General features: G+C 61.9%; 20 protein-coding genes. 10 read left to right on the forward strand and 10 right to left on the reverse strand.

Annotated features, from left to right (window positions below):
* The coding region (gene acnA / locus Q0478_RS04250) for an aconitate hydratase AcnA (protein ID WP_298676542.1) at positions 1-2,277 on the forward strand (2,277 nt) is incomplete at its 5' end.
* Between the two features lie 460 nt (positions 2,278-2,737).
* On the opposite strand, the gene rpsI is transcribed toward acnA, so the two are convergent.
* The 3 genes from rpsI to Q0478_RS04265 form a co-directional block, all read right to left on the reverse strand.
* Positions 2,738-3,226, reverse strand: a complete 489-nt coding sequence (rpsI, locus tag Q0478_RS04255) for a 30S ribosomal protein S9 (RefSeq protein WP_298676544.1) — start codon at positions 3,224-3,226, stop codon at positions 2,738-2,740.
* 5 nt (positions 3,227-3,231) lie between these two features.
* Positions 3,232-3,690 carry a 50S ribosomal protein L13 gene (gene rplM, locus Q0478_RS04260; RefSeq protein ID WP_298676546.1) on the reverse strand — a complete coding sequence of 153 codons (459 nt, stop codon included), beginning with the start codon at positions 3,688-3,690 and terminating at the stop codon, positions 3,232-3,234.
* A 167-nt stretch (positions 3,691-3,857) separates the two neighbouring features.
* A complete protein-coding gene (locus Q0478_RS04265; RefSeq protein ID WP_298676548.1) occupies positions 3,858-4,289 on the reverse strand; it encodes a PaaI family thioesterase in 432 nt (143 codons plus the stop codon).
* 58 nt (positions 4,290-4,347) lie between these two features.
* Here Q0478_RS04265 and Q0478_RS04270 point away from each other — a divergent pair, with 58 nt between their 5' ends.
* The 5 genes from Q0478_RS04270 (at position 4,348) to gluQRS (ending at position 9,632) form a co-directional block, all read left to right on the forward strand.
* Complete coding sequence (locus Q0478_RS04270; RefSeq protein WP_298676550.1) at positions 4,348-5,127, forward strand: enoyl-CoA hydratase; 780 nt, start codon at positions 4,348-4,350, stop codon at positions 5,125-5,127.
* Between the two features lie 263 nt (positions 5,128-5,390).
* Entirely contained in the window at positions 5,391-6,761 is a 1,371-nt protein-coding gene (locus Q0478_RS04275; protein WP_298676552.1) for a cytochrome c peroxidase, read from the forward strand.
* Positions 6,762-6,800: 39 nt separating this feature from the next.
* Positions 6,801-8,138 carry a methylenetetrahydrofolate--tRNA-(uracil(54)-C(5))-methyltransferase (FADH(2)-oxidizing) TrmFO gene (gene trmFO / locus Q0478_RS04280; protein WP_298676554.1) on the forward strand — a complete coding sequence of 446 codons (1,338 nt, stop codon included), beginning with the start codon at positions 6,801-6,803 and terminating at the stop codon, positions 8,136-8,138.
* A gap of 25 nt (positions 8,139-8,163) precedes the next feature.
* A complete protein-coding gene (locus tag Q0478_RS04285; RefSeq protein WP_298676556.1) occupies positions 8,164-8,772 on the forward strand; it encodes a methyltransferase domain-containing protein in 609 nt (202 codons plus the stop codon).
* Entirely contained in the window at positions 8,769-9,632 is an 864-nt protein-coding gene (gene gluQRS / locus Q0478_RS04290; protein ID WP_298676557.1) for a tRNA glutamyl-Q(34) synthetase GluQRS, read from the forward strand. The genes Q0478_RS04285 and gluQRS overlap by 4 nt, the downstream gene beginning before the upstream one ends.
* On the opposite strand, the gene hisI is transcribed toward gluQRS, so the two are convergent.
* Positions 9,629-9,991 (reverse strand): phosphoribosyl-AMP cyclohydrolase, encoded by a 363-nt coding sequence (hisI, locus tag Q0478_RS04295; RefSeq protein ID WP_298676558.1) that lies wholly within the window; start codon positions 9,989-9,991, stop codon positions 9,629-9,631. The genes gluQRS and hisI overlap by 4 nt on opposite strands.
* A 62-nt stretch (positions 9,992-10,053) precedes the next feature.
* Here hisI and Q0478_RS04300 point away from each other — a divergent pair, with 62 nt between their 5' ends.
* Positions 10,054-10,494, forward strand: a complete 441-nt coding sequence (locus Q0478_RS04300; protein WP_298676559.1) for an iron-sulfur cluster assembly scaffold protein — start codon at positions 10,054-10,056, stop codon at positions 10,492-10,494.
* 194 nt (positions 10,495-10,688) lie between these two features.
* On the opposite strand, the gene Q0478_RS04305 is transcribed toward Q0478_RS04300, so the two are convergent.
* The 5 genes from Q0478_RS04305 to Q0478_RS04325 all read right to left on the reverse strand — a co-directional run bounded on the left by Q0478_RS04305 (position 10,689) and on the right by Q0478_RS04325 (position 16,408).
* Positions 10,689-10,811 (reverse strand): hypothetical protein, encoded by a 123-nt coding sequence (locus tag Q0478_RS04305; RefSeq protein WP_298676561.1) that lies wholly within the window; start codon positions 10,809-10,811, stop codon positions 10,689-10,691.
* 108 nt (positions 10,812-10,919) lie between these two features.
* Entirely contained in the window at positions 10,920-13,010 is a 2,091-nt protein-coding gene (gene recG / locus Q0478_RS04310) for an ATP-dependent DNA helicase RecG (protein ID WP_298676563.1), read from the reverse strand.
* Positions 13,007-15,124 carry an NAD-dependent DNA ligase LigA gene (gene ligA, locus Q0478_RS04315; protein ID WP_298676564.1) on the reverse strand — a complete coding sequence of 706 codons (2,118 nt, stop codon included), beginning with the start codon at positions 15,122-15,124 and terminating at the stop codon, positions 13,007-13,009. Before ligA ends, recG begins: the two co-directional genes overlap by 4 nt.
* 194 nt (positions 15,125-15,318) lie before the next feature.
* On the reverse strand, positions 15,319-16,035 hold the full coding sequence (gene ctrA / locus Q0478_RS04320) for a response regulator transcription factor CtrA (RefSeq protein ID WP_298676566.1): 717 nt from the start codon (positions 16,033-16,035) through the stop codon (positions 15,319-15,321).
* A gap of 94 nt (positions 16,036-16,129) precedes the next feature.
* A complete protein-coding gene (locus Q0478_RS04325) occupies positions 16,130-16,408 on the reverse strand; it encodes a DUF1153 domain-containing protein (RefSeq protein WP_298676568.1) in 279 nt (92 codons plus the stop codon).
* A 125-nt stretch (positions 16,409-16,533) separates the two neighbouring features.
* Between Q0478_RS04325 and mnmA the strand changes: the two genes are divergently transcribed.
* Positions 16,534-17,661 carry a tRNA 2-thiouridine(34) synthase MnmA gene (mnmA, locus tag Q0478_RS04330; RefSeq protein ID WP_298676570.1) on the forward strand — a complete coding sequence of 376 codons (1,128 nt, stop codon included), beginning with the start codon at positions 16,534-16,536 and terminating at the stop codon, positions 17,659-17,661.
* Between the two features lie 275 nt (positions 17,662-17,936).
* Complete coding sequence (gene lexA, locus Q0478_RS04335; protein ID WP_298676572.1) at positions 17,937-18,632, forward strand: transcriptional repressor LexA; 696 nt, start codon at positions 17,937-17,939, stop codon at positions 18,630-18,632.
* 95 nt (positions 18,633-18,727) lie between these two features.
* On the opposite strand, the gene Q0478_RS04340 is transcribed toward lexA, so the two are convergent.
* Positions 18,728-20,749, reverse strand: coding sequence for a ComEC/Rec2 family competence protein (locus Q0478_RS04340; protein ID WP_298676574.1), 2,022 nt, complete (start codon positions 20,747-20,749; stop codon positions 18,728-18,730).
* A 77-nt stretch (positions 20,750-20,826) separates the two neighbouring features.
* On the opposite strand from Q0478_RS04340, the gene gltX reads away from it, so the two are divergent.
* Positions 20,827-22,227: a glutamate--tRNA ligase gene (gene gltX, locus Q0478_RS04345; RefSeq protein ID WP_298676575.1), complete on the forward strand. Its 1,401-nt coding sequence runs from the start codon at positions 20,827-20,829 to the stop codon at positions 22,225-22,227.
* Positions 22,228-22,247: the final 20 nt, after the last annotated feature.

Raw genomic sequence — 22,247 nt, forward strand, 5'->3', positions numbered from 1 at the left:
ATGATCGACGAATTCGGCAATCCGCGCGCCTTCCAGATGAATGTGGACCGCGAATATGAGCGCAACATGGAGCGCTACACCTTCCTCAAATGGGGTCAGTCGGCCTTCAACAACTTCCGCGTTGTGCCCCCGGGCACCGGCATCTGCCACCAGGTCAACCTCGAGTATCTCAGCCAGACGGTCTGGACCGACACCGATCAGGCCGGCAAGACAGTCGCCTATCCTGACACGCTTGTGGGCACCGACAGCCACACCACCATGGTCAACGGCGCGGCGGTTCTGGGCTGGGGCGTTGGCGGGATCGAGGCCGAAGCCGCCATGCTCGGCCAGCCAATCTCCATGTTGATTCCCGAAGTGATCGGCTTTGAGCTGACCGGCGACATGATGGAAGGCACCACCGGCACCGACCTTGTGCTGAAGGTTGTTGAAATGCTGCGCGCCAAGGGCGTCGTGGGCAAATTCGTAGAGTTCTACGGCGAGGGCCTTGACCGCCTGCCGCTGGCCGACCGGGCCACAATCGCCAATATGGCCCCGGAATACGGCGCCACTTGCGGCTTCTTCCCGATCGACGCAGAGACCCTGCGCTACCTGCGCACAACAGGCCGCGAAGAAGACCGCATCGCCCTCGTGGAAGCCTACGCCAAGGAAAACGGCTTCTGGCGCGATGCCGACTACGCCCCCATCTACACCGACACGCTGCACCTGGACATGGGCACCATCGTGCCGGCCATCTCTGGCCCGAAACGGCCTCAAGACTATGTGGCGCTCACCAATGCCAAAACCGCCTTCCGCCGCGAGATGGAAGAAACCTTCAAGCGCCCGCTGGGCAAAGAGGTGGCGGTTGCCGGCGAAGACTATGCGCTGAGCTCCGGCGATGTGGTGATCGCTTCGATCACCTCCTGCACCAACACCTCCAACCCCTATGTCATGATCGGCGCGGGCCTCGTGGCGCGCAAAGCGGCCGCTCTTGGCCTCAACCGCAAACCCTGGGTCAAAACCTCCCTCGCCCCCGGCTCGCAGGTTGTGTCGGCCTATCTTGAAGCCGCCGATCTGCAAAAAGATCTCGACGCCGTGGGCTTCAACCTGGTCGGCTATGGCTGCACCACCTGCATTGGCAACTCGGGGCCCTTGCAAAGCGAAATCTCCGAAGCCATCGCGGCAGGCGATCTGGTGGCCACCTCGGTGTTGTCGGGCAACCGCAATTTCGAGGGCCGCATCAGCCCCGATGTGCGCGCCAACTACCTCGCCTCCCCTCCCCTGGTTGTGGCCTATGCCCTGGCCGGCACCATGGACATCGACCTGGCCAAAGACCCGATCGCCCAAACGCCCGATGGCAAAGACGTCTATCTCAAGGACATCTGGCCCAGCACCCAGGAAGTGGCCGAGCTCGTGGAGCAAACCGTCACCCGCGAGGCCTTCCAGACCAAATACGCAGATGTTTTCAAAGGCGACGAGAAATGGCAGGCTGTTGAGGTCACAGGGGGCGAAACCTATGATTGGCCCTCCGCCTCAACCTACATCCAGAACCCGCCCTACTTCCAGGGCATGTCCAAAGAGCCTGGTAAAATCACCAACCTCGAGAACGCCCGCGTTCTGGCCGTGCTTGGCGATATGGTCACAACCGACCACATCTCCCCCGCCGGCTCCTTCAAGGACACAACACCCGCAGGCCAGTATCTCATCGACCGTCAGGTGCCGGTGCGCGAGTTCAACTCCTACGGATCGCGCCGCGGCAACCATGAAGTCATGATGCGCGGCACCTTCGCCAACATCCGCATCAAAAACGAGATGCTCGATGGCGTCGAGGGCGGCTACACCATGGGCCCGGATGGCCGCGAAACCTCGATCTATGACGCCGCCATGGCCCATAAAGACGCCGGAACACCGCTTGTCGTCTTCGGTGGCGAGCAATATGGCGCCGGCTCCAGCCGCGATTGGGCCGCCAAAGGCACAGCCCTGCTCGGCGTGAAAGCGGTGATCGCCGAAAGTTTTGAGCGCATCCACCGCTCCAATCTGGTGGGCATGGGCGTTATTCCGTTCGAGTTCACAGGCTCAGACAGCCGCAAATCCTTGGGGCTCACAGGCCGCGAAACCGTGTCCATCTCCGGTCTTGACACGATCACCCCGCTGCAAGAGGTGCCCTGCACGCTCACCCGGGAAGATGGCAGCGTGGTTGAGATCACTCTCAAATGCCGGATCGATACGGCCATCGAGATCGAATATATCGAACACGGTGGTGTGCTGCACTACGTCCTGCGCGACCTCGCCAGCCGCTAAACCCGGCCAAAGCCGTAAATACAAGCCGCAAATACAAGGGCCCCGGTTGGGGCCCTTTTTTTGCCTCACGCTCTGCCAGCCCAGGTGCATCCCGGCAGAGCCTTTTCTTTTTGCAAATGCCCTGCCTGTCGCTGAGCTCTCAGGAAGGTTGCGGGCGTGCGCAAAAGCCCGGATGCTCTGAGGGATCAGAGACAGCGCATTCGGGCCAGCGCCCCGCCCGTGTTGATGTGCCCAAAACAGGGCTTGGAGCAGCTCAACCTTCCTCCGCGTGACTGAAGCCGGGAAGGAACTTAATTTGCTGTTGATCTCGCAAAAAGCGGGGCGATGCAGCTAGGATCTGCAAGGTGGCCCGACAAGCCGTTCACAGGCTGCAAGCTTCTGAAACCGCGCGGCCCCTTCGGCGACAAAAAAAGGGCCACCCAAACGGGCAGCCCTCTTGGCGCGAAAATCTCGCGTAACTTTAGCGCTTGGAGAACTGGAAGCTGCGGCGCGCCTTGCGCTTACCGAATTTCTTACGTTCTACAACGCGGCTGTCGCGGGTCAGGAAGCCAGCGGCTTTCAGAGCGCCACGCAGGCTCGGATCATACAGCTGGAGCGCTTTGGACACACCATGCTTGACCGCGCCGGCCTGTCCGGACAGGCCACCGCCCTTGACCGTCGCCACAACGTCAAACTGGTCTTCAACACCGGCCACCTGAAACGGCTGGCGCAGGATCATTTGCAGAACGGGGCGGGCGAAATACTTGTTCATTTCTTTGCCGTTGACCACAACCTTGCCGGAGCCCGGCTTGATCCAGACGCGCGCAACCGCATCTTTGCGTTTGCCTGTTGCGTAAGCGCGGCCGAGCGCATCGCGCATGGGCTCACGGGGTTCTACAACAGTTTCCGCTACGGGCGCGTCGCTTGCAACGGCACCCAGCTCTTCGAGTGAGTTCACTTGATCAGCCATGTCGCTCAGCTCCGTGTGTTTTTCTTGTTCATCGCCTTAACGTCGAGAACAGTTGGGTTTTGCGCCTCATGGCCATGCTCTGTGCCGGCATAGACGCGCAGGTTGGTCATTTGCTTGCGGCTCAGAGGGCCACCGGGCAACATGCGCTGCACAGCCTTCGTGACCACACGCTCAGGGTGCGCGCCATCAAGGATCTGCTGCTTGGTGCGGCTCTTGATCCCGCCGGGGTGGCCGGTGTGCCAGTAGAAGTGCTCTTCGCGCTTCTTGCCGGTCAGCTGGATTTTCTCGGCATTGATCACGATGACATTGTCACCCATGTCCATGTGAGGCGTGAAAGATGGCTTGTGCTTGCCGCGCAGGCGCATCGCGATGATCGAGGCAAGACGGCCCAGCACGACGCCTTCAGCGTCGATAATGATCCATTTCTTGTCGATATCTGCGGGTGTCGCAGTAAAGGTTTTCATGTTGAAACCCCTAAATAATCGGGTGGGACAAAGGCAAACCGCCCTTTGCTTGCGGGATGGCCGGGTTATAGCCCCCTGCTTGGCACAGTCAAGCGCTCAAGAGGTCAATTGTGTGAACAAAAACAATGGTTTGCAAAATAGGTATTATTTTACCCCAAAAAACTGCGCTATTTGGGCGGGATTGAGTAGGTCATGGTTGCGCGCGCTACAGGACGTTCATCACCTTGCGAATACAACCGCACATCGCCGATCGCCAACACACGGCCCAGCTTGAGCAATTCGCATTTGGCGATCAGGTCTTTGCCCGCTTGCGGCTTGCGCATAAAATCAAGGCTGCAATTGGTGGTGACCGCCAGCGCCTTCTTGCCAATCATCGCCAGCAAGACCGCATAGACCGCCACATCACAGAGCGCAAACATGGCCGGCCCCGAAACTGTGCCCCCCGGGCGCAGGTGTTTTTCGCGCACCGGCAGGCGCATCTCGATGGCCATGGGCTCGAGCGCTTCAACAACAAAATCCTCGCGCACCTGCGGGAACACCTCGTCAAGAAACGCCTGCAACTCTTCTTTGCTCAGGGCGAGCGGTTTTGGGGCGGTCATAGCTTTACCTCATCTTGCTTTGCGCATTACACTGCCCACGCGCATCAAGGAGAGCAAGATGAACCTTTTGGAACGTAACGACAAAAACGCCGTCGCGCATCTGCGCATGAACGCGCCGGAGCGCCTCAATGCCCTGTCAGAAGAGATGCTCACAGCCCTTCAGGCCGAGTTTGATGCGCTCAAAAGTGACCGCAGCATCCGCGCCATTGTGCTCTCCGGCGCAGGCAAGGCCTTTTGTGCGGGCCATGATCTGAAGCAAATGACAGCCGGGCGGCAGGCTGAAGATGGTGGCAAGGCCTATTTCAACGCCCTCTTTGCCCAATGTGCAAAGATGATGCTCACCATTCGCGCCCTGCCCCAGCCGGTCATTGCCGCGCCCCATGGCATTGCCACCGCCGCAGGCTGCCAGCTGGTTGCCACCTGCGATATGGCCGTCGCCCAGAGCGGCACCCGCTTTGGTGTCAATGGCGTCAACATCGGCCTGTTTTGCTCCACCCCCATGGTTGCGCTCAGCCGCAACATCCCCCGCAAGCAGGCCTTTGAAATGCTCACAACCGGCAGCTTTATCGAAGCCGAACGCGCCCAGGAGCTCGGCCTTGTCAACCGCGTCTCTGACAATGCCGAAGCCGAGGCCCTCGCGCTGGCCGAAACGGTGGCTTCCAAACTGGCCGCCGCCGTCAAGATCGGCAAGGAAGGCTTTTACAAGCAACTCGAAATGGAGCTGGAAGAGGCCTATGCCTATACCGGCGCGGCCATGGCCGAAAACATGCTGTTTCGCGACACCGAAGAAGGCATCAGCGCGTTCCTCGAAAAACGCCCCCCCGATTGGCAAGCCTAAGCCCCCCCCGCCAAGAGAGCTGCGGCAAACTGGGCTCTTTCTTTGAGACAGCCCAGTTGTAAGCTTAACAGGCGCGGCGGCGCTTGCGGGGGTGAGTATTTCTGTGGCTTAGGCGCCTGAGCTGCCGCGGTTTTGTGCGTATTTTGTGACGAGTGTTGTGCCTTATGCCTAAAAATCACCATGTTTGCCATAATATAGCCATATTTCGGGGTCATTTAGGCCACATATCGTGCAAGCTGGCCCGTCCCTCCAGGGGCTGGCTTGTGCCGAAGTTCAGGCGGGCCGCCCTGGCGCGGCTTTTCTGGGTGAGCGCTCTTAGCTTGGTCAGTTTCTCTCTCGCCAGCGTCTCTCTGGCCCGCCTCTCCTTCGCAGACAGTCTGGTGCCGCTGGCCCGCGCTGACTTTCCCACCGCCCCAAAAGAGCAGATCTTGCTGGGGCGCGATCTGTTCTTTGATCCGCTGCTCTCGGGCAACCGCAACATCGCCTGCGCCACCTGCCACCACGGGGCGCTGGGCTCGGCAGATGCTGTGGCGCTCTCGGTTGGCGAGGGCGGCATGGGGCTGGGCAAGAACCGCCGTGGCACAGAAACGGCCCCCGCCCATCAACACGTCCCGCGCAATGCCCCTGCTCTCTACAATCTCGGCGCAGATCAGATCACGGTGCTCTTTCACGATGGCCGCGTCGCGCGCGATGGGTCTGCCCCCTTCGGAGTCAGGATGCCCGAGGGCAACGCGCTTGAGCGCCCGGCCGTAAACCTCTTGGCCGCGCAAGCGCTGCTGCCGCTGCTCAGCCCCGAGGAAATGGCCGGCAGCCCAGGCGAAAACCCCATTGCCGACGCCGTGGCCGCGCAAGAAATTCGTGGCCCCTCGGGTGCTTGGGCGCAGCTCGCCGCCCGCGTGGAGGCCGTGCCAGCGTATCGCGCGCGATTCACGGCGCTCAACGGCAGCACTGCGCCCCTGCATATCTCCGACATCGGCAACGCCATCGGCGTATTTCTCGCCGAGGAGTTTCGCGCCATCAACAGCCCGTTTGATGCTTACCTGCGCGGCGACACAGAGGCGCTGAGCAAAGCCCAAACACGCGGCAAAACGCTGTTTTATGGCAAAGCCCTCTGTTCAAGCTGCCACGCCGGGGCGCTGCAAACCGACAACAGCTTTCACGCCATCGGCATTCCGCAAATCGGCCCTGGCAAGGGTCATGGCGCAACCGGCGCCGATCATGGCCGCGCGGCGATCACCGGCGACATAAATGACAGATACCGCTTTCGCACGCCGTCCTTGCGCAATGTTGCGCTCACCGCGCCCTATGGCCACTCCGGCGCATATGACTCCTTGAAGGAGGTGGTGCGCCACCACCTTGCCCCGCGCGAAAGCTTGATGCGCTTTGATCCGGCGCGCGTTGCCTTGCCCGCCCTAAACGGCCCGGGGCAAACAGCCCCCCAAACCCCTCCTGCCGCCGAGCGCGCGCGCATCGCAGCGGCCATCACCTTACAGATCCCGCCCCTCACCGACGCCGAGCTGCGCGACATTGTCTCGTTCCTGCACGCGCTCACAGACCCGTCCAGCATCGGCGGCAAGCTTGGCGCCCCCGCGCGCGTGCCCTCGGGGCTGCCTGTTGACAGCCTGCTCGACTAACCCCTTTTCATCGCGCCCCATCTGCCCTACATCGCAGGGATGACAGAGAGATTACACATCATCGGCGGAGGCCTCGCCGGCTCGGAAGCCGCCTGGCAGGCCGCCCAGATGGGCGTGCCCGTCACCATCCATGAAATGCGCCCCAAGGTCGGCACCTTTGCCCACCAGTCCGGCGATCTGGCCGAGATGGTCTGTTCCAACTCTTTCCGCTCTGACGACAGCGAGCAAAATGCCGTAGGGCTTTTGCACTGGGAAATGCGCGCCGCAAATGGCCTCATCATGCAGACCGCTCATAAACACCGCCTGCCCGCAGGGGGCGCTCTGGCGGTGGATCGTGAGCCCTTCGCTGCCTCCGTGACAGCCGCTCTGAAAGCGCACCCGCTCATCGAGGTCTCTTACGAAGAGATCACCGAGCTGCCCGCCTCGGGCCACTGGATCATCGCCACAGGCCCGCTCACCTCGGATGCGCTCAGCGCCGCAATCGCCCGCGCCACAGGGGCCGATGCGCTGGCGTTTTTTGATGCCATCGCCCCGATTGTCTACACCGACAGCGTCAACATGGACGTGGCCTGGATGCAGTCACGCTATGACAAGGGTGAAAGCGCGGAAGAGCAAAAAGCCTATCTCAACTGCCCGATGACCGAGGAACAGTATAACGCCTTCATCGACGCACTGCTGGCGGCGGAGAAAACCGAGTTCCGCGAGGGCGAAACCGCGGGCTATTTTGACGGCTGCCTGCCGATCGAGGTTATGGCCGAGCGCGGCCGCGAAACGCTGCGCTTTGGCCCGATGAAGCCCGTGGGCCTCACCAACCCGCATGCGCCCGATATGCGCCCCCACGCCGTGGTGCAGCTGCGCTATGACAATGCCCTTGGCACGCTGATGAATATGGTCGGCTTTCAAACCAAGATGAAATACGCCGCGCAAAAAGAGGTGTTTTCCATGATCCCGGGGCTGGAAGCGGCGCGCTTTGCCCGCCTCGGCGGCATTCACCGCAACAGCTTCATCAATTCGCCCACGCTCTTAGACAGCCAGATGCGCCTCAAATCCATGCCGCACATCCGCTTTGCCGGCCAGATCACAGGTGTTGAAGGCTATGTCGAAAGCGCCGGCATGGGCCTGCTCGCGGGCCGTCTGGCCGCCGCCGAAATGCTGGGCAAAAGCCTTGAAGCCCCCGCGCCCGAAACCGCCACAGGCGCTTTGGTCACCCACATCACAGGCGGAGCCGAGGCCAAAACCTTCCAGCCGATGAATGTCAATTTCGGCCTCTTCCCGCCGGTTGAGGGCCTCAAATCCGGCCGCCGTGGCCGCAAAGACCGCTACAAAGCCTATACCGACCGCGCGAAACACCTCTGGCAAGAGTGGCTGGACGGCTGAGGCCACTTGGCGCTAGGCTGAGGCCATGAGCAACAGATTTCTCGATAAGGCCTACACAGCCGCCGACAGCGCCGAAGCGCTCTATGATGCTTGGGCCGCCACCTATGACGCCGAGCTTGGCGAAAACGGCTATGTCACACCCGTGCGCTGCGCCAAAGCGCTCGCCGCGCACAGCCGTGATCTCACCGACCCCATCCTTGATTTTGGGTGCGGAACAGGGCTTTCCGGCCTCGCCTTAAAGCGCGCAGGCTTTGCAACCCTCGACGGTGTCGATGTCTCCGCTGATATGCTCAAAGGGGCTGCGGCCAAAGACATCTACCGCACCCTCTCCCAGATCGCGCCCTCCACGCCGCTCACACACCCCAAGGGCCACTATGCCGCCATCACCTGCATCGGTGTCATCGGCACGGGCGCCGCCCCCGTCGAGGTGTTTGATCTGGTCATGGACGGCCTCGCAACAGGTGGCCTCACCGTGCTCAGCCTCAATGACCATGCCCTCGCAGAGCCGCGCTTTGAGGCCAAGCTTGCCAGCTACATGAGCACAGGCCGCGCCAAGCTTTTGTTTCAGGACTACGGCCCCCATATTCCGGGCATCAACCTCAACGCCAACGTCTATGTGCTTGAAAAAACGTGACCTTCACCACACGCTTCGCCCCCAGCCCCACAGGCCCTTTGCACCTTGGCCACGCCTACTCGGCCATGCTTGCATATGATATGGCTCAGGCGTCAGAGGGCCGCTTCCTGCTGCGCATTGAAGACATCGACCAAAGCCGCGCGCGCGCCGAATGGGAAGCGCAGATCTACGAGGATCTGGCCTGGCTCGGCCTCACATGGGAGCGCCCCGTGCTGCGCCAATCGGCGCGCCTGCCCGCCTACCGCGCCGCGCTCACACGGCTCTGGGCGCTTGGCCTCATCTACCCGTGCAGCTGCTCGCGCCGCGACATTGCTCAGGCCGCCTGCGCCCCGCAAGAAGGTGTCCCACCCGCCTTTGGCCCCGATGGCCTCATCTACCCCGGAACCTGCCGCCATGTGCCAAACCCGGCCGGGCCGCTGCCTAACGCCGTTTTGCGCCTTAACATGGCGCGCACGCTCGCGCAGATGCCCGATCCTGTGTGTTTCCCAGAAACAGGCGCTGGCCCCGAAGGGCAAACGGGCGAAATATCGTTATCCCACAGCATGTTACAAAGCGATGTGGGCGACATCATTCTCGCGCGCACAGGCCTTGGCACCTCTTATCATCTCTCCGTGGTGCTGGATGATGCTGTCCAAAACATCACCCGCGTGGTGCGCGGGCAAGACCTCTTCAGCGCCACCTTCATCCATGTTGTGCTGCAAAAACTATTGGGCCTGCCCACGCCGTGCTACCACCACCACCGCCTCATTCGCGACGAAGCAGGCAAACGCCTCGCCAAACGCGATGACGCCCGCGCCATCAAGCTCTACCGCGAAGACGGCAAAACACCTGCCGACATCCGCGCCATGGTCGGGCTCTAGCTGCCCATCGGGGCCATCAGCTCGCGCTCATCGCCATCAATCACCGAGGTGTAAAAACACGAGCGCCGGTTGGTGTGACACGCTGGCCCAACCTGCCTGATCACCAGCAAAAGCGCATCCCGGTCACAATCCACCCGCATGTCCACCAGTTCCTGGGTATGCCCACTGGTTTCGCCCTTGATCCAGAACGCTTTACGCGAGCGTGACCAATAGGTTACACGCCGAGTTTCAAGCGTTTTGGCCACAGCTTGCGCCGTCATCCACGCCATCATGAGCACCTCTCCCGTGGCCTCATCCTGCGCAATCGCAGGGATCAAGCCCTTGTCATCAAACTTCAGCGAAGCGGGATCAAATTGCATAATCTATCCTTTTCATGGCGCGCCGTCGTGGCTATCTATGCCAAGTTACTGAGGAAAATACCATGAGCAATGACGCCGACCTGATCAAACTCTACTCCGCGCGCATCCTTGCTCTCGCGGCGGACATGCCCTGCCTTGAGCGCCTTGAGGCCCCCTCGGGCACAGCCCATTGCCGCGCGCCGCTCTGCGGCTCCAACATCACCGTCGATGTCGCGCTGACAGATGGCAAGATCACAGGCTTTGGCCAGGATGTAAAAGCCTGCGCGCTCGGCCAGGCCGCCGCCTCTGTTGTGGCTCAAAATATCATCGGCCAAACCCGCGAGAGCGTGCAAAATGCGCGCGATCAGCTCGTGGCCATGCTCCAGCAAGACGGCCCCGCGCCTGCGGCGCCCTTTGAAGAGCTCAAGGTGTTGCTGCCCGCGCGCGAATTCAAAAATCGTCACGCCTCCATCCTGCTCTGCCTTGACGCCACGCTCGACGCGCTCGCCGCAGCAAGCGCATAAAAAACCGCCGCACTCTTTTCAGAGGCGGCGGCGAGAGTGCGTATGCTTGCGAAAACCGGCGCAGAATAAGGCAGGCAGCGCTTATTCCAGTTGGGACAGGCAGGTTTGTCTTTCAGCGTGCAGGTTGGCACAGGGCCAACCCTGTTGGGACAATGCACAAGGATAGTGCAAAGCATACGAGGCAGAAATTCGGGTCAGGTCAGGCTCGGAACATGCAAAGCCACAACCAGAATGGTCAACAGCGCCACCGCGCCAAGCGCATCGGCAAGCATGGTCCTGTGAGACCGGGCGATAACGTCTTTCACATCTTTGATCATGGTGGGCTCCTGTGACTGCGTCTCTTTGTTACCTCTTTGTTCTCATTTTATTTACACTTTGTAAAGAACTTTATGAGAACATTTGGCAAATAAGTGAGAACAAAACAGCTAACCAACTGATATCAAACGAATCGCTTGGTCCTGTTCCATCAGCCAAAGCAGCGCCCGCGCGGCCTGCCCGCGCGCGCTTTCAAGCGTCGGGTCGTCGTTCAAAAGCTTGCGCGCATCGCTTTGAGCCACCTTCATCAACGCGCTCTGGCTCTCCATATCGGCCACGCGAAAGCGCGGCACGCCCGATTGTGCGGTGCCAATCAAATCGCCTGCGCCGCGCATCTCAAGGTCCACTTCGGCTATCTTGAAGCCATCCTCCGTGTCGCGCAGCGTGGTGAGCCGCTTCTCGCCGCCCTCGCTCAAAGGCGCGCGATACATCAAAAGGCAGGTCGAGGCCCCCGTCCCGCGCCCCACGCGCCCGCGCAGCTGGTGCAGCTGCGACAGGCCAAAACTCTCGGCGCGCTCGATCACCATGATCGTCGCATTGGGCACATCCACCCCCACCTCGATCACCGTGGTCGCCACCAGCACAGACAAATCACCGCGCTGGAAAGCCGCCATGGCCGCGTCCTTGTCCTCGGGCGGCATCTGCCCGTGCACAAGCCCCACGCGCCCCTCCCCGAGCTGCGCGCGCAAGGCCTTGAAGCGCTCTTCCGCGGCGGCAAGGTCCACGCTTTCGCTCTCGTCCACCAAGGGGCAAACCCAATAGGCCTGTTTGCCTGCGCCCACCGCCCCTTTGAGGTGTTCGGTCACCTCCTCCATCCGCTGCGTGCTCACCAGCGCGGTCTTGATCGGCTGGCGCCCGGCCGGTTTTTCGTCGAGCACCGAGACATCCATATCGCCATATTGCGCCAGCGCCAGAGAGCGCGGAATGGGTGTGGCCGTCATCACCAGCACATCCGCACTCACGCCCTTTTTGCCCAGCTCCAGCCGCTGGCGCACCCCAAAACGGTGCTGCTCATCCACAATCGCCAGCCGCAGATCGGCGAAATGCACATCTTTCTGAAACACCGCATGGGTGCCCACAAGAATGCCGATCTCGCCACTGGCCAGCGCCGCCAGTTTGTCAGCGCGCGCGCGGCCCTTGTCGCGGCCAGTGAGCAGCTCAAGGCGCACCCCCGCCGCCGCCGCCAAGGGCTGCAAGCCCGCCAGATGCTGGCGCGCCAATATCTCCGTGGGGGCCATCATCACCCCCTGCCCGCCCGCTTCCACAGCAACGAGCAGCGCCATCAGCGCCACAAGCGTCTTGCCCGCGCCCACATCGCCCTGTAGCAGACGGTTCATCCGCGCCGGGCGCGCCATATCCTCCGCAATCTCGGCCATCGCCCGGCTCTGCGCGCCCGTGGGTGCAAACGGCAGGCTTGCCAGCACCTTCGCGCGCAACGCGCCATCGCCCGCGCTCACCCGCCCCTTGCCCTTGCGCCGGTTCATCCGCGCCAGCGCCAGCGTCATCTGATGGGCGAAAAACTCGTCATAAGCCAGCCGCTCCCGCGCAGGCGCTGTCACGGCAAGGTCCGCATAGCCCTTGGGCGCATGGGCCGCGCGCATCGCCTCCGCCCATGTGGGCCAGCCCGCCTGCGCGATTTGTGCGCCATCGGCCCATTCCGCCAGCTCGGGCAGCCGGTGAAGGGCTGCCCGCGTTGCCTTATACATCACCTTCTGGCTCACCCCGGCAGTGAGCGGATAGACCGGCTCAAAGCTGGGCAGCGCGCCCGCCTCCTGCGGCACAAGAATATGGTCAGGATGGGTCATCTGGATCACCCCGTCAAACGTCTCAAGCTTGCCCGAAACCACCCGTTTAGCCCCCTCCGGCAGGATCTTGTTGAGATATTCGCCGCGCGCATGAAAAAACACGAGCTCAAAGCTTGTGCCGCTGTCCTCCACCTGCACCCGCGTGGGCCGCCCGCGTGCGCGCGCCGGATGATGCTTGATCACCTCCACTTCAACCGTTGCCACCCCGGGCATCTCAAGCCCCAGAACCGTGGGCCTCAGCGCGCGGTCAACGCCTGTGTAAGGCAGCGTAAAGAGCACATCGCGCGGCTTGAAAATATGCAGCGCTTCCAAAAGCTTGGCCGTCTTCGGCCCCACGCCCTCCAGCGTCTCAAGCTCCGCAAAAAGCGGAAAAAGCGCTGCCGGGCGCCCGCTCATAGCCCCTCCACAAGGGCGATCCAACCATCTTCATCAATGGTCTTGATGCCCAGTTCGGCCGCCTTCTTGGCCTTGGAGCCGGCGCCGGGGCCGGCAATGAGCAAGTCGGTCTTGGCCGAAACACTGCCCGAAACCTTCGCCCCGAGGCTCTCGGCGCGGGCCTTGGCCTCGGCACGGCTCATCTTTTCCAGCGTGCCGGTGAACACCAGCGTCTTGCCCGCCACCGGGCTGTCACGCGTCACCGCCTCGGCGTCTTCGATCTCAAGCTCTTGCACCAGCCGCGCGATGCTCTCGCGCTCATGCGCTTGCGCAAAAGCCGTGACCAGCGCGCGCGCCACCACCTCGCCCACACCATCAATGCTCAATAGCTCGGCCCAGGCCGCGCTGCTCTCATCCTCTGCCGCGCGCACGGCGCGCAGAAAATTGTCCCAGCTCAGGTAATAATTGGCAAAAAGCTTGCCCGCCTGCTCGCCCACATGGCGAATGCCAAGCGCAAATAACAGCCGCGCAAAGCCGATCTTGCGCTTCTCCTCAATCGCCTCAAACAGCTTCTCCGCCGAGCGCGCGCCCCAGCCTTCGCGGTTCTTGAGCTTGGTAAGGTTGGTCGCATCGCGCCGTGCCAGTGTGAAGATATCGGCCGGCTCGCGAATGGGCAGCTGGTCATCGGCGTAAAACATCTCGATCTGTTTCGCCCCCAGCCCGTCAATATCAAAGGCCTTGCGGGAGACAAAATGCTTGAGCTTTTCCACCGCCTGCGCCGGGCAAATCAGCCCGCCCGTGCAGCGGCGCACCGCATCGCCCTCCTCGCGAATGGCCTCAGAGCCGCATTCGGGGCAGAGCGTCGGGAAGGCAAAGGGCACAGCCCCCTTCGGCCGCTCTGCAAGGTCCACATCCGCAATCTTGGGAATCACATCGCCCGCGCGGTAGACCTGCACCAGATCCCCCACACGAATATCCTTGCCGCCGCGAATGGCCGCGCCCTTGTTGTCGCGCCCGGCGATATAATCCTCGTTGTGCAGCGTCGCGTTGGAGACAACCACCCCCCCCACCGTCACCGGCACCAGCCGCGCCACAGGGCTCAAAGCGCCCGTGCGCCCCACTTGAATGTCAATCGCCTCCAGCCGCGTCCAGGCCAGCTCGGCGGCAAATTTATGCGCAATCGCCCATCGCGGCGTGGTGCTGCGAAAGCCGAGGCGGCCCTGAAGCGCAAGGTCGTTGACCTTATAAACAACCCCGTCGATGTCATAGGGCAAATTGGGCCGCGCCGTGCCGATCGCCTCATAATGGGCAATCAGCTCTTCCGCCCCCGCGCAGAGCTTGGTCAGAGGGTTGGTCTCAAAGCCCCAGTCCTTGAGACGCTGGATCGCCTCGATCTGGGTCGCGGCCAAAGGCTCTGAGACCTCCCCCCAGGCATAGGCAAAAAACGCCAGCGGGCGGGTGCGGGTGATCTCGCTATCTAGCTGGCGCAAAGAGCCGGCGGCCGCATTGCGCGGGTTGGCAAATGTCTTGGCCCCGCGCGCCTCTTGCGCAGCATTGAGCGCGGCAAAATCCGCGTGGCGCATATAGACTTCGCCGCGCACTTCCAGAACCTCGGGTGCCCCGGCAAGCCTGTGTGGAATGCTGCCAATCGTGCGCGCATTGGCGGTGACATTCTCGCCCGTCTCCCCGTCGCCGCGCGTGGCCGCTTGCACGAGCTGGCCGTTTTCATAGCGCAAAGACAGGCTCAACCCATCAATCTTCGGCTCCGCGGTGAAGCTCAGCGCAGCCTCATCAAGGCCCAGAAACTTTGCCACCCGCGCGGTGAACTCGCGCACCTCTTCGCCCTCAAAGGCGTTGCCGAGCGAGAGCATCCGCACAGCATGGCGCACCTTGGCAAAGCCCTCGCTCGGGGCTGCGCCCACCTGTTCGCTGGGGCTGTCGGCGCGTTTGAGGGCCGCAAAGCGCGCCTCGATGGCCGCATTGCGCCGCTTGAGCGCATCATAGGCGGCATCCGAAATCTCCGGTGCATCCGCCCCGTGGTAGGCCTGATTGGCGGCCGCCAAAACGCTGGCGAGCCGGGCAAGCTCTGCCTTGGCCTCAGCCTCGCTCAAATTTTCGATATCCGCGTCTGACACCTGCGCTCTCCGTCTGGCTGGATCCTGCGCCCCTTCATGCCCCAAGTCAGCCCGCTGCACCAGAGCCGGACAGCCCGGAAACGCCCGCCTACGCGATTTTGTGGGGTTGGCCGCCAAGCGCCTCTGCCCCACACAGCCAAAAGCGCAGCGGGGGGCCTCCGCTGCGCCAGTGTCTTTCCAGAATGAGCCCTTGCTTACGCGCCAAGCGCGATCGGGGTCTCTTCCAGCGTGTCAGGCTGTTGGTCGCGCAGGACATAGCCGCGCCCCCAAACCGTCTCGATGTAATTGGCTCCACCCGTGGCAGTGGCCAGCTTCTTGCGCAGCTTGCAAATAAAGACATCAATAATCTTGAGCTCCGGCTCGTCCATGCCGCCATAAAGATGATTGAGAAACATCTCCTTGGTCAGCGTCGTGCCCTTGCGCAAGCTCAGCAACTCGAGCATCTGATATTCCTTGCCCGTCAGATGCACAGGCTGGTTGCCCACTTCAACAGTTTTGGCATCAAGGTTCACAGTGATCCGGCCGGTTTTGATAATGGATTGCGAGTGCCCTTTGGAGCGGCGGATAATGGCGTGGATGCGCGCCACCAGCTCTTCGCGGTGGAAGGGTTTGGTCAAATAGTCATCCGCGCCAAAGCCAAAGCCCTTGATCTTGTTTTCCGTGTCATCCGACCCGGAGAGGATCAGGATGGGTGTTTCAACCTTGGCCAATCTGAGCTGGCGCAGCACCTCATGGCCGTTCATGTCGGGCAAGCCGAGATCAAGCAGGATCAAATCGTAATCATAGAGCTTGGCAAGATCGATGCCCTCTTCGCCCATATCTGTCGTATACACATTGAGGTTGGCATGGGTCAGCATCATTTCGATGCTCTTTGACGTGGTAGGGTCGTCTTCAACAAGCAGCACTCGCATCTTCGTTCTCCGCGATTTATCTTTCATTGGGCCTTAAACTGACCAAAATTGGTTAATCACTGGTTACCATAGCCCAAAAAAATGATATAACAACCTAGGATTGTCGCAGCGCACGCAGCTGTGTCACCTTCAACCCAGCATCCCCATGGGTGCGAACCGCATGAACCCACTCGAAAAACTCTTCCTCGCTCAGCGCGTAGGTTTTCATAGCTTCCGTCTGCGAGAGCAACCCATACAGCACAGCCCGCACAACCATCGCCTTACGCGATGCAACCCAACGTTGAGTATTCTGCGGCGGCAAATCGGCCAGTGTAATCACTTGCCCGTCAGGGAGGCGAACAGCCCTTGGACCATCGACTTTCTTAAGATACATGACAACAACCTCAATTAGCGGTGTGGCCAACCTGCGCCATAGCCCTTAAAGAGGCGTGAAACCTGACCAAGAGAAAACACGCAATTTTCAAGGTGTTTTCAAAGAACTTTCGGAGCACCCTGCCCATGCCCGCGCTCAACTCTCTCGGCTTTGCCAAACCACCCAGCGAAACCCGTGTGGTCGTGGCCATGTCCGGCGGGGTCGACAGCTCGGTTGTCGCCGCTATGCTCGCCGAGGAGGGCTATGACGTCATCGGCGTCACCCTTCAGCTCTATGATCACGGTGCCGCCCTCGCCAAATCGGGTGCCTGCTGCGCGGGGATCGACATTCACGATGCCCGCCGCGTCGCCGAGGAGATGGGCTTCCCCCATTATGTGCTGGATTACGAAAACATCTTCAAAGACGCCGTCATCGACGAATTCGCCGACAGCTACCTTGCCGGCGCAACCCCCGTGCCCTGCATCCGCTGCAACGAGCGGGTGAAGTTCAAAGATCTGCTGGCCACGGCCAAGGATCTTGACGCCGATTGCATGGCCACGGGCCACTATATCCAGCGCAAGATTGGCGCACAGGGCCCCGAGCTGCACTCGGCCGCCGATGCGGGCCGTGACCAGAGCTATTTCCTCTTTTCCACCACACCCGAGCAGCTCGCATACCTGCGCTTCCCGCTTGGCCATCTCCCGTCCAAAGACGCCACCCGCGCGCTGGCCGCCAAATATGGCCTCAAGGTAGCCAACAAGCCCGACAGCCAGGACATCTGCTTCGTGCCCAATGGTGACTACGCCGCCGTCATCGAAAAGCTGCGCCCCGGCGCGGCCGATCCGGGCGAGATCGTCGATATGCAGGGCAATGTGCTGGGCCGCCACACCGGCGTCATCCATTACACCATCGGGCAGCGCCGGGGCCTCGGCATCGGCGGTCTGGCCGACCCGCTCTATGTGGTGAAACTGGATGTCGACACAAAGCGCGTCATCGTCGGCCCCAAAGAGGCGCTGGCCACCCGCCGCGTGCCGCTGGCCGAGGTCAACTGGCTGGGCGATGAGGCGTTTGACGCCGTGCCCGAGCGCCCTATCGCGGTCAAAGTGCGCTCCACCCATGCGCCCCGCGAAGCGATCCTGCGCGCCACTGGCCCCACCACAGGCGAGGTCGAGCTGCTCACCCCCGAAGAAGGCGTGAGTCCCGGACAAGCCTGCGTGTTCTATGACCCCGAGGGCAGCCGGATCTTTGGCGGCGGCTGGATCGTCAAGGGCTGAGCGGCACCGTAGGGTGCGCATTCACTGCGCACCGCCGCTCGCCGCATTTACTTAATGTGCGTTAAACGTTCGCCCCCTCAGGCGGTGCACGTCCGGTGCACGCTCTGTGCACGCATGTCACCCCCCCGACTCAGCGGTTTTTCAGGCCGTAAACCTTAACAAACGCCGCGTTAACCCCGCGTTGGGCTCTTTGTGAGCGCGCTGAAGGGAAGAGTTGACACAAAAGGGGAACATGAGTAGAACAAAGAGCAGAAATCCAGCGAGAGGACGCTTCGATGCTCACCAAAAAACAGCTCGATCTGCTCGAATTCATCAACAAGCGCGTGCAACGCGACGGTGTGCCACCCAGCTTTGACGAAATGAAGGAAGCGCTTGATCTGCGTTCCAAATCCGGCATCCACCGCCTCATCACAGCGCTGGAAGAACGTGGCTTCATCCGCCGCCTCGCCCATCGTGCGCGCGCCATCGAAGTGGTCAAACTCCCCGAGAGCCTGGGCGGCACAGCAGGTGGGTTCGCCCCCAAGCTGATTGACGGCGACAAGCCCGACACCCGCCCCACCGGCGCCGCCCCCCTCCAGCATGTCCCCGCCGTAGAGCTGCCCGTCATGGGCCGGATCGCCGCCGGCGTGCCCATCGCCGCCATCAGCGAAGTCAGCCATAACGTGGCCGTCCCCACCAGCATGATGCGCGACGGTGGCGAGCATTACGCGCTTGAAGTCAAAGGCGATTCCATGATCGAAGCCGGCATCAACAACGGCGATGTCGTGGTCATCCGCGAAACCCAGACAGCCGAAAATGGCGATATCGTCGTGGCGCTCATCGAAGATCAGGAAGCCACGCTCAAGCGGTTTTTCCGCCGGGGCAGCGCCATTGCTCTGGAGGCGGCCAACCCCGCCTATGAAACCCGCGTCTTCCCCGAAGACAAGGTCAAGGTGCAGGGCCGCCTCGTCGGATTGATCCGCAGCTACTGACACAGGCAAAGATTGGCGCGCCGCGCCGCTTTTTCTTGGCAAAAATACTCGTTTGCCAAAGGCCGCCAAGAGCGCTGCCTTCTGCGGTGAGCGCCTCAGCGCGACCAGCGCCGCTGCCCGAGCTCGGCCTTGCTGCTGCGGATCCGCACCTGCGCTGCGCCCTCAAAATAGAGCGCCACAGCGCCGGTGTCCTTGAGCCGCTCCAGATCAAAGCTCAAACAGGGCACGGCCCGCTCCAAGCGTCCGGCCACCACCAGCACATCTCCCGGCGCACAGTCGGCCGTCGCCACCTGCGCCTTGCTGCGCGCATGGATGATCCGCCGCCCGCTGGCAGGCTCTGTGCTCGCCGCGCTCCAACCCTGCGCCGCCAGTGCCTGGGCGCGGGCGTCCCCGTCTTTTTCAAGCCAGCTGCGGGCCACAAATCCGCTGCCCTTGGCGGCGCTCAAAACCCGCCCTTGCGCCCCCATAAGCCCGACAAGCTTGCCATCCTGCGAAATCAAAAGGTCCGGCCGGGCTCCCTGCCCCCAGAGCCAGAGCGCAGCCAGAATCGGCAAGATCCCGGCAAGGCACGCGCGCCCGCGCCAGATCACCAGAAACAGCGCCCCCGCCGCCATAAGCGTCAAAACCCCCTCCGGCGGGGCCGCAACCATCCCGCGCGCGCCCTCAAGGGCGGCAAAATACGCCGCCACCGCCAGTATCCAGGCAATCCCCAGCTCCATCAGCGCAAAGCCCATCCACGCCAGTCCGAGAGGCCATAACAACAAGGCAATCACCGCCGCCGGCATCACCACCGCCCCCATCAAGGGCACCGCCAGCAGATTGGCAATCAGGCCATAATGGGCAAACAGGTTGAAGGTGGCCGCCGCAATCGGCGCTGTCGCCAGACCGGCCACGCTGGAGGTGACGAACAGGGCGACCAAAGGGCGGGCCCATCGCCGCTTGGGCCAGAGGTCGTAACGCCGCATGGCGCCAAACACGGCCACCAATGCCGTGGTGGCCGCAAAAGACATCTGAAACCCCGGCCCCAGCAAAGCCTCCGGCTGCCAGAGCAACACAATCAGCGCCGCCGTGGCCACCGCGCGCAAAGACAAAACCCGGCGCTCAAAGAACACCGCCCCAAGCGCCACCATCGCCATCACAAAGGCCCGCTCCGTGGCCACTGAGCCCCCCGACAGGAGCAAATAGAAAAACGATACCGCCAAAGCGCCCAAAGCCGCCGTGCGGCGCACCGGCAAATGGTGCACCCAACCCGCGCTCAAAACCAGCGCCGCGCGCAAGGACGCAAACACAAACCCCGACAGCAGCCCCATATGCAGCCCCGAAATGGCCAGCAAATGCGCCAAGTTGGTGTGCCGAAGGGTGTCCACGGTGAGCTGCGACATCCCCGAGCGGTCCCCCGCCATGATGGTGGCGGCAAAGGCCCCGCGCTCTCCCGCGATCTGGCTGCGCACAAAATCGGCAAACCCATAGCGCGCCCGACTGATGAGCGCGCCATGTGTTGGCGGGCTCAGGGTCATCAGCGGCGTGCGGCTATAGCCAAGCCCGCCCAGCTGTTGAAACCAGGCATGGCGCTGAAAATCAAACCCGCCCGGCTCCACGGGGCCGGCTGGCGGGCTCAGATGGGCGGTGATCAAAACGGTGCTGCCCGCGCGCGGCGCGCCCGCCAGCGGCGCTTGCGGGGATCCATGCAAGGAAATGCGCACCCGGCGCGGCGTCTGCTGCGGTGCCATGTTCTCCAGCACCACGCGATCCAGGGTGAGTCGCAGCGCCCCGCTGGCCGAACGGTCCATTAACACAACCCGTCCCTCCACCGGGCCATAATATCTCCCCTGCAACACAGCCCCCTCAACCCACCACCCCTTCCCCCCCGCCACAAGAAATCCTGCACAGGCGAGGAAAAGGGCCCAAATCAGCGGCGCAAAGGCGCTGCGCCAGATAAATAGGAGACAACATGCCCCGAGGCAAAGCCCAAACGCGCTTGCATAGGCCCAGAACGCCGGCTCTTGGGGAAGCTGGAAATAAAGCCCGATTCCAAGCGCCAAACAGACAGGCGCCCAAGGATAGGCCGCGCCGCGCTGCGCCAGCAGCACCTGCTCCAAACGGGCCAACAGCGCCATCTCTTGTCCTCACCCCACGAGATAGTTAGACAGGCGCAAATCCTAGCCACCCCATGGTTACTGAAAGGTTAATTCCCATGTCAAAGCCCGTCGTCACGCGCATTGCCCCCTCGCCCACGGGCTTCATGCACATCGGAACCGCCCGCACCGCGCTTTTCAACTGGCTTTATGCCCGGGGCCGCGGCGGCAAGTTCTTGCTGCGGATCGAAGACACAGATCGCGCCCGCTCCACCGAAGACGCCAGCGCCGCCATTCTGCGCGGCATGGCCTGGCTCGGGCTTGACTTTGATGGCGAGGCCGTCAGCCAGTTTGCCCGCAGCGCCCGCCATGCCGAGGTGGCCCACCAGCTTCTCGCAGAGGGCAAGGCCTACAAATGCTTCGCCAGCCAAGACGAAATTGCCGCCTTCCGCGAAGAGGCCCGCGCCGCCGGGAAAAGCACCCACTACCGCTCGCCCTGGCGAGATGCCCCCCCGGAGAGCCACCCAGAGGGCCCCCATGTCATCCGCATCAAGGCGCCGCGCAGCGGCACAACTGTGATCTGCGACGAGGTGCAAGGCCCTGTCACCATCCAGAATGAACAGCTGGACGATATGATCCTGCTGCGCTCTGACGGCACGCCCGTTTACATGCTCGCAGTGGTGGTGGATGACCACGACATGGGGGTCACCCATGTGATCCGGGGGGATGACCACCTCAACAATGCCGCACGCCAGATGATGATCTATGAGGCCATGGGCTGGCCGCTGCCGGTTTACGCCCATATCCCGCTTATCTATGGCCCCGATGGCAAGAAACTCTCAAAACGCCATGGGGCGACGGGCGTTGAGGAGTATCAGCAAATGGGCTACCCGGCCGCCGGGATGCGCAACTACCTCGCGCGCCTGGGCTGGAGCCATGGCGATGACGAATTTTTCACCGATGATCAGGCGCTTGAGTGGTTTGATATCGGTGCAATCGGCAAATCACCGGCGCGGTTTGATTTCAAGAAGCTGGAGAATCTCTGTGGCCAGCATATTGCCCAAACCGAAGATGCTGCACTGCTGCATGATCTGGAAGCCTTCCGCGCCATTTCAGGCGAACAACCGCTGAGCGCGGCAAAAATTTCGCTTTTTCAAGCGGCCATGCCCCAGCTCAAAGAGCGCGCGAAGACATACGTTGAACTCATTGAAAAGGCAGAGTTTATCCTTGCTGAACGCCCCATTCAACCGGATGAAAAAGCCGCCTCTGCTCTTGATATTGTATCCCGTGGCATACTGAAAGAATTGACGCCGCATCTGCAAAATGCTAGCTGGAGCAGAACGGATTTGGAGACCCTTCTCAACGGCTTTGCCGAACAGAAAGGCACCAAGTTTGGAAAGCTTGCAGCACCGCTTCGCGCAGCCCTTGCCGGACGGTCCGCAACACCCAGCGTTTTTGATATGATGCTGGTTCTTGGTCCGGACGAGACGATCGCCCGTATACAAGATGCTGCGACTTAGAGGTGTTTACGATCTCTAAA

The sequence above is a fragment of the uncultured Lentibacter sp. genome, assembly GCF_937123735.1.
In the GTDB taxonomy this organism is placed as follows: Bacteria; Pseudomonadota; Alphaproteobacteria; order Rhodobacterales; family Rhodobacteraceae; genus Lentibacter.

Coding starts and splice junctions, on each gene's coding strand:
- Q0478_RS04270 (WP_298676550.1), top strand. CDS start 4,348: ATGAACCTTTTGGAACGTAACGACAAAAACGCCGTCGCGCATCTGCGC.
- hisI (WP_298676558.1), bottom strand. CDS start 9,991: ATGCAATTTGATCCCGCTTCGCTGAAGTTTGATGACAAGGGCTTGATC.
- Q0478_RS04285 (WP_298676556.1), top strand. CDS start 8,164: ATGAGCAACAGATTTCTCGATAAGGCCTACACAGCCGCCGACAGCGCC.
- rplM (WP_298676546.1), bottom strand. CDS start 3,690: ATGAAAACCTTTACTGCGACACCCGCAGATATCGACAAGAAATGGATC.
- Q0478_RS04300 (WP_298676559.1), top strand. CDS start 10,054: ATGAGCAATGACGCCGACCTGATCAAACTCTACTCCGCGCGCATCCTT.
- lexA (WP_298676572.1), top strand. CDS start 17,937: ATGCTCACCAAAAAACAGCTCGATCTGCTCGAATTCATCAACAAGCGC.
- Q0478_RS04265 (WP_298676548.1), bottom strand. CDS start 4,289: ATGACCGCCCCAAAACCGCTCGCCCTGAGCAAAGAAGAGTTGCAGGCG.
- Q0478_RS04340 (WP_298676574.1), bottom strand. CDS start 20,749: ATGGCGCTGTTGGCCCGTTTGGAGCAGGTGCTGCTGGCGCAGCGCGGC.
- gltX (WP_298676575.1), top strand. CDS start 20,827: ATGTCAAAGCCCGTCGTCACGCGCATTGCCCCCTCGCCCACGGGCTTC.
- mnmA (WP_298676570.1), top strand. CDS start 16,534: ATGCCCGCGCTCAACTCTCTCGGCTTTGCCAAACCACCCAGCGAAACC.
- rpsI (WP_298676544.1), bottom strand. CDS start 3,226: ATGGCTGATCAAGTGAACTCACTCGAAGAGCTGGGTGCCGTTGCAAGC.
- Q0478_RS04325 (WP_298676568.1), bottom strand. CDS start 16,408: ATGTATCTTAAGAAAGTCGATGGTCCAAGGGCTGTTCGCCTCCCTGAC.
- recG (WP_298676563.1), bottom strand. CDS start 13,010: ATGAGCGGGCGCCCGGCAGCGCTTTTTCCGCTTTTTGCGGAGCTTGAG.
- ctrA (WP_298676566.1), bottom strand. CDS start 16,035: ATGCGAGTGCTGCTTGTTGAAGACGACCCTACCACGTCAAAGAGCATC.
- trmFO (WP_298676554.1), top strand. CDS start 6,801: ATGACAGAGAGATTACACATCATCGGCGGAGGCCTCGCCGGCTCGGAA.
- Q0478_RS04305 (WP_298676561.1), bottom strand. CDS start 10,811: ATGATCAAAGATGTGAAAGACGTTATCGCCCGGTCTCACAGGACCATG.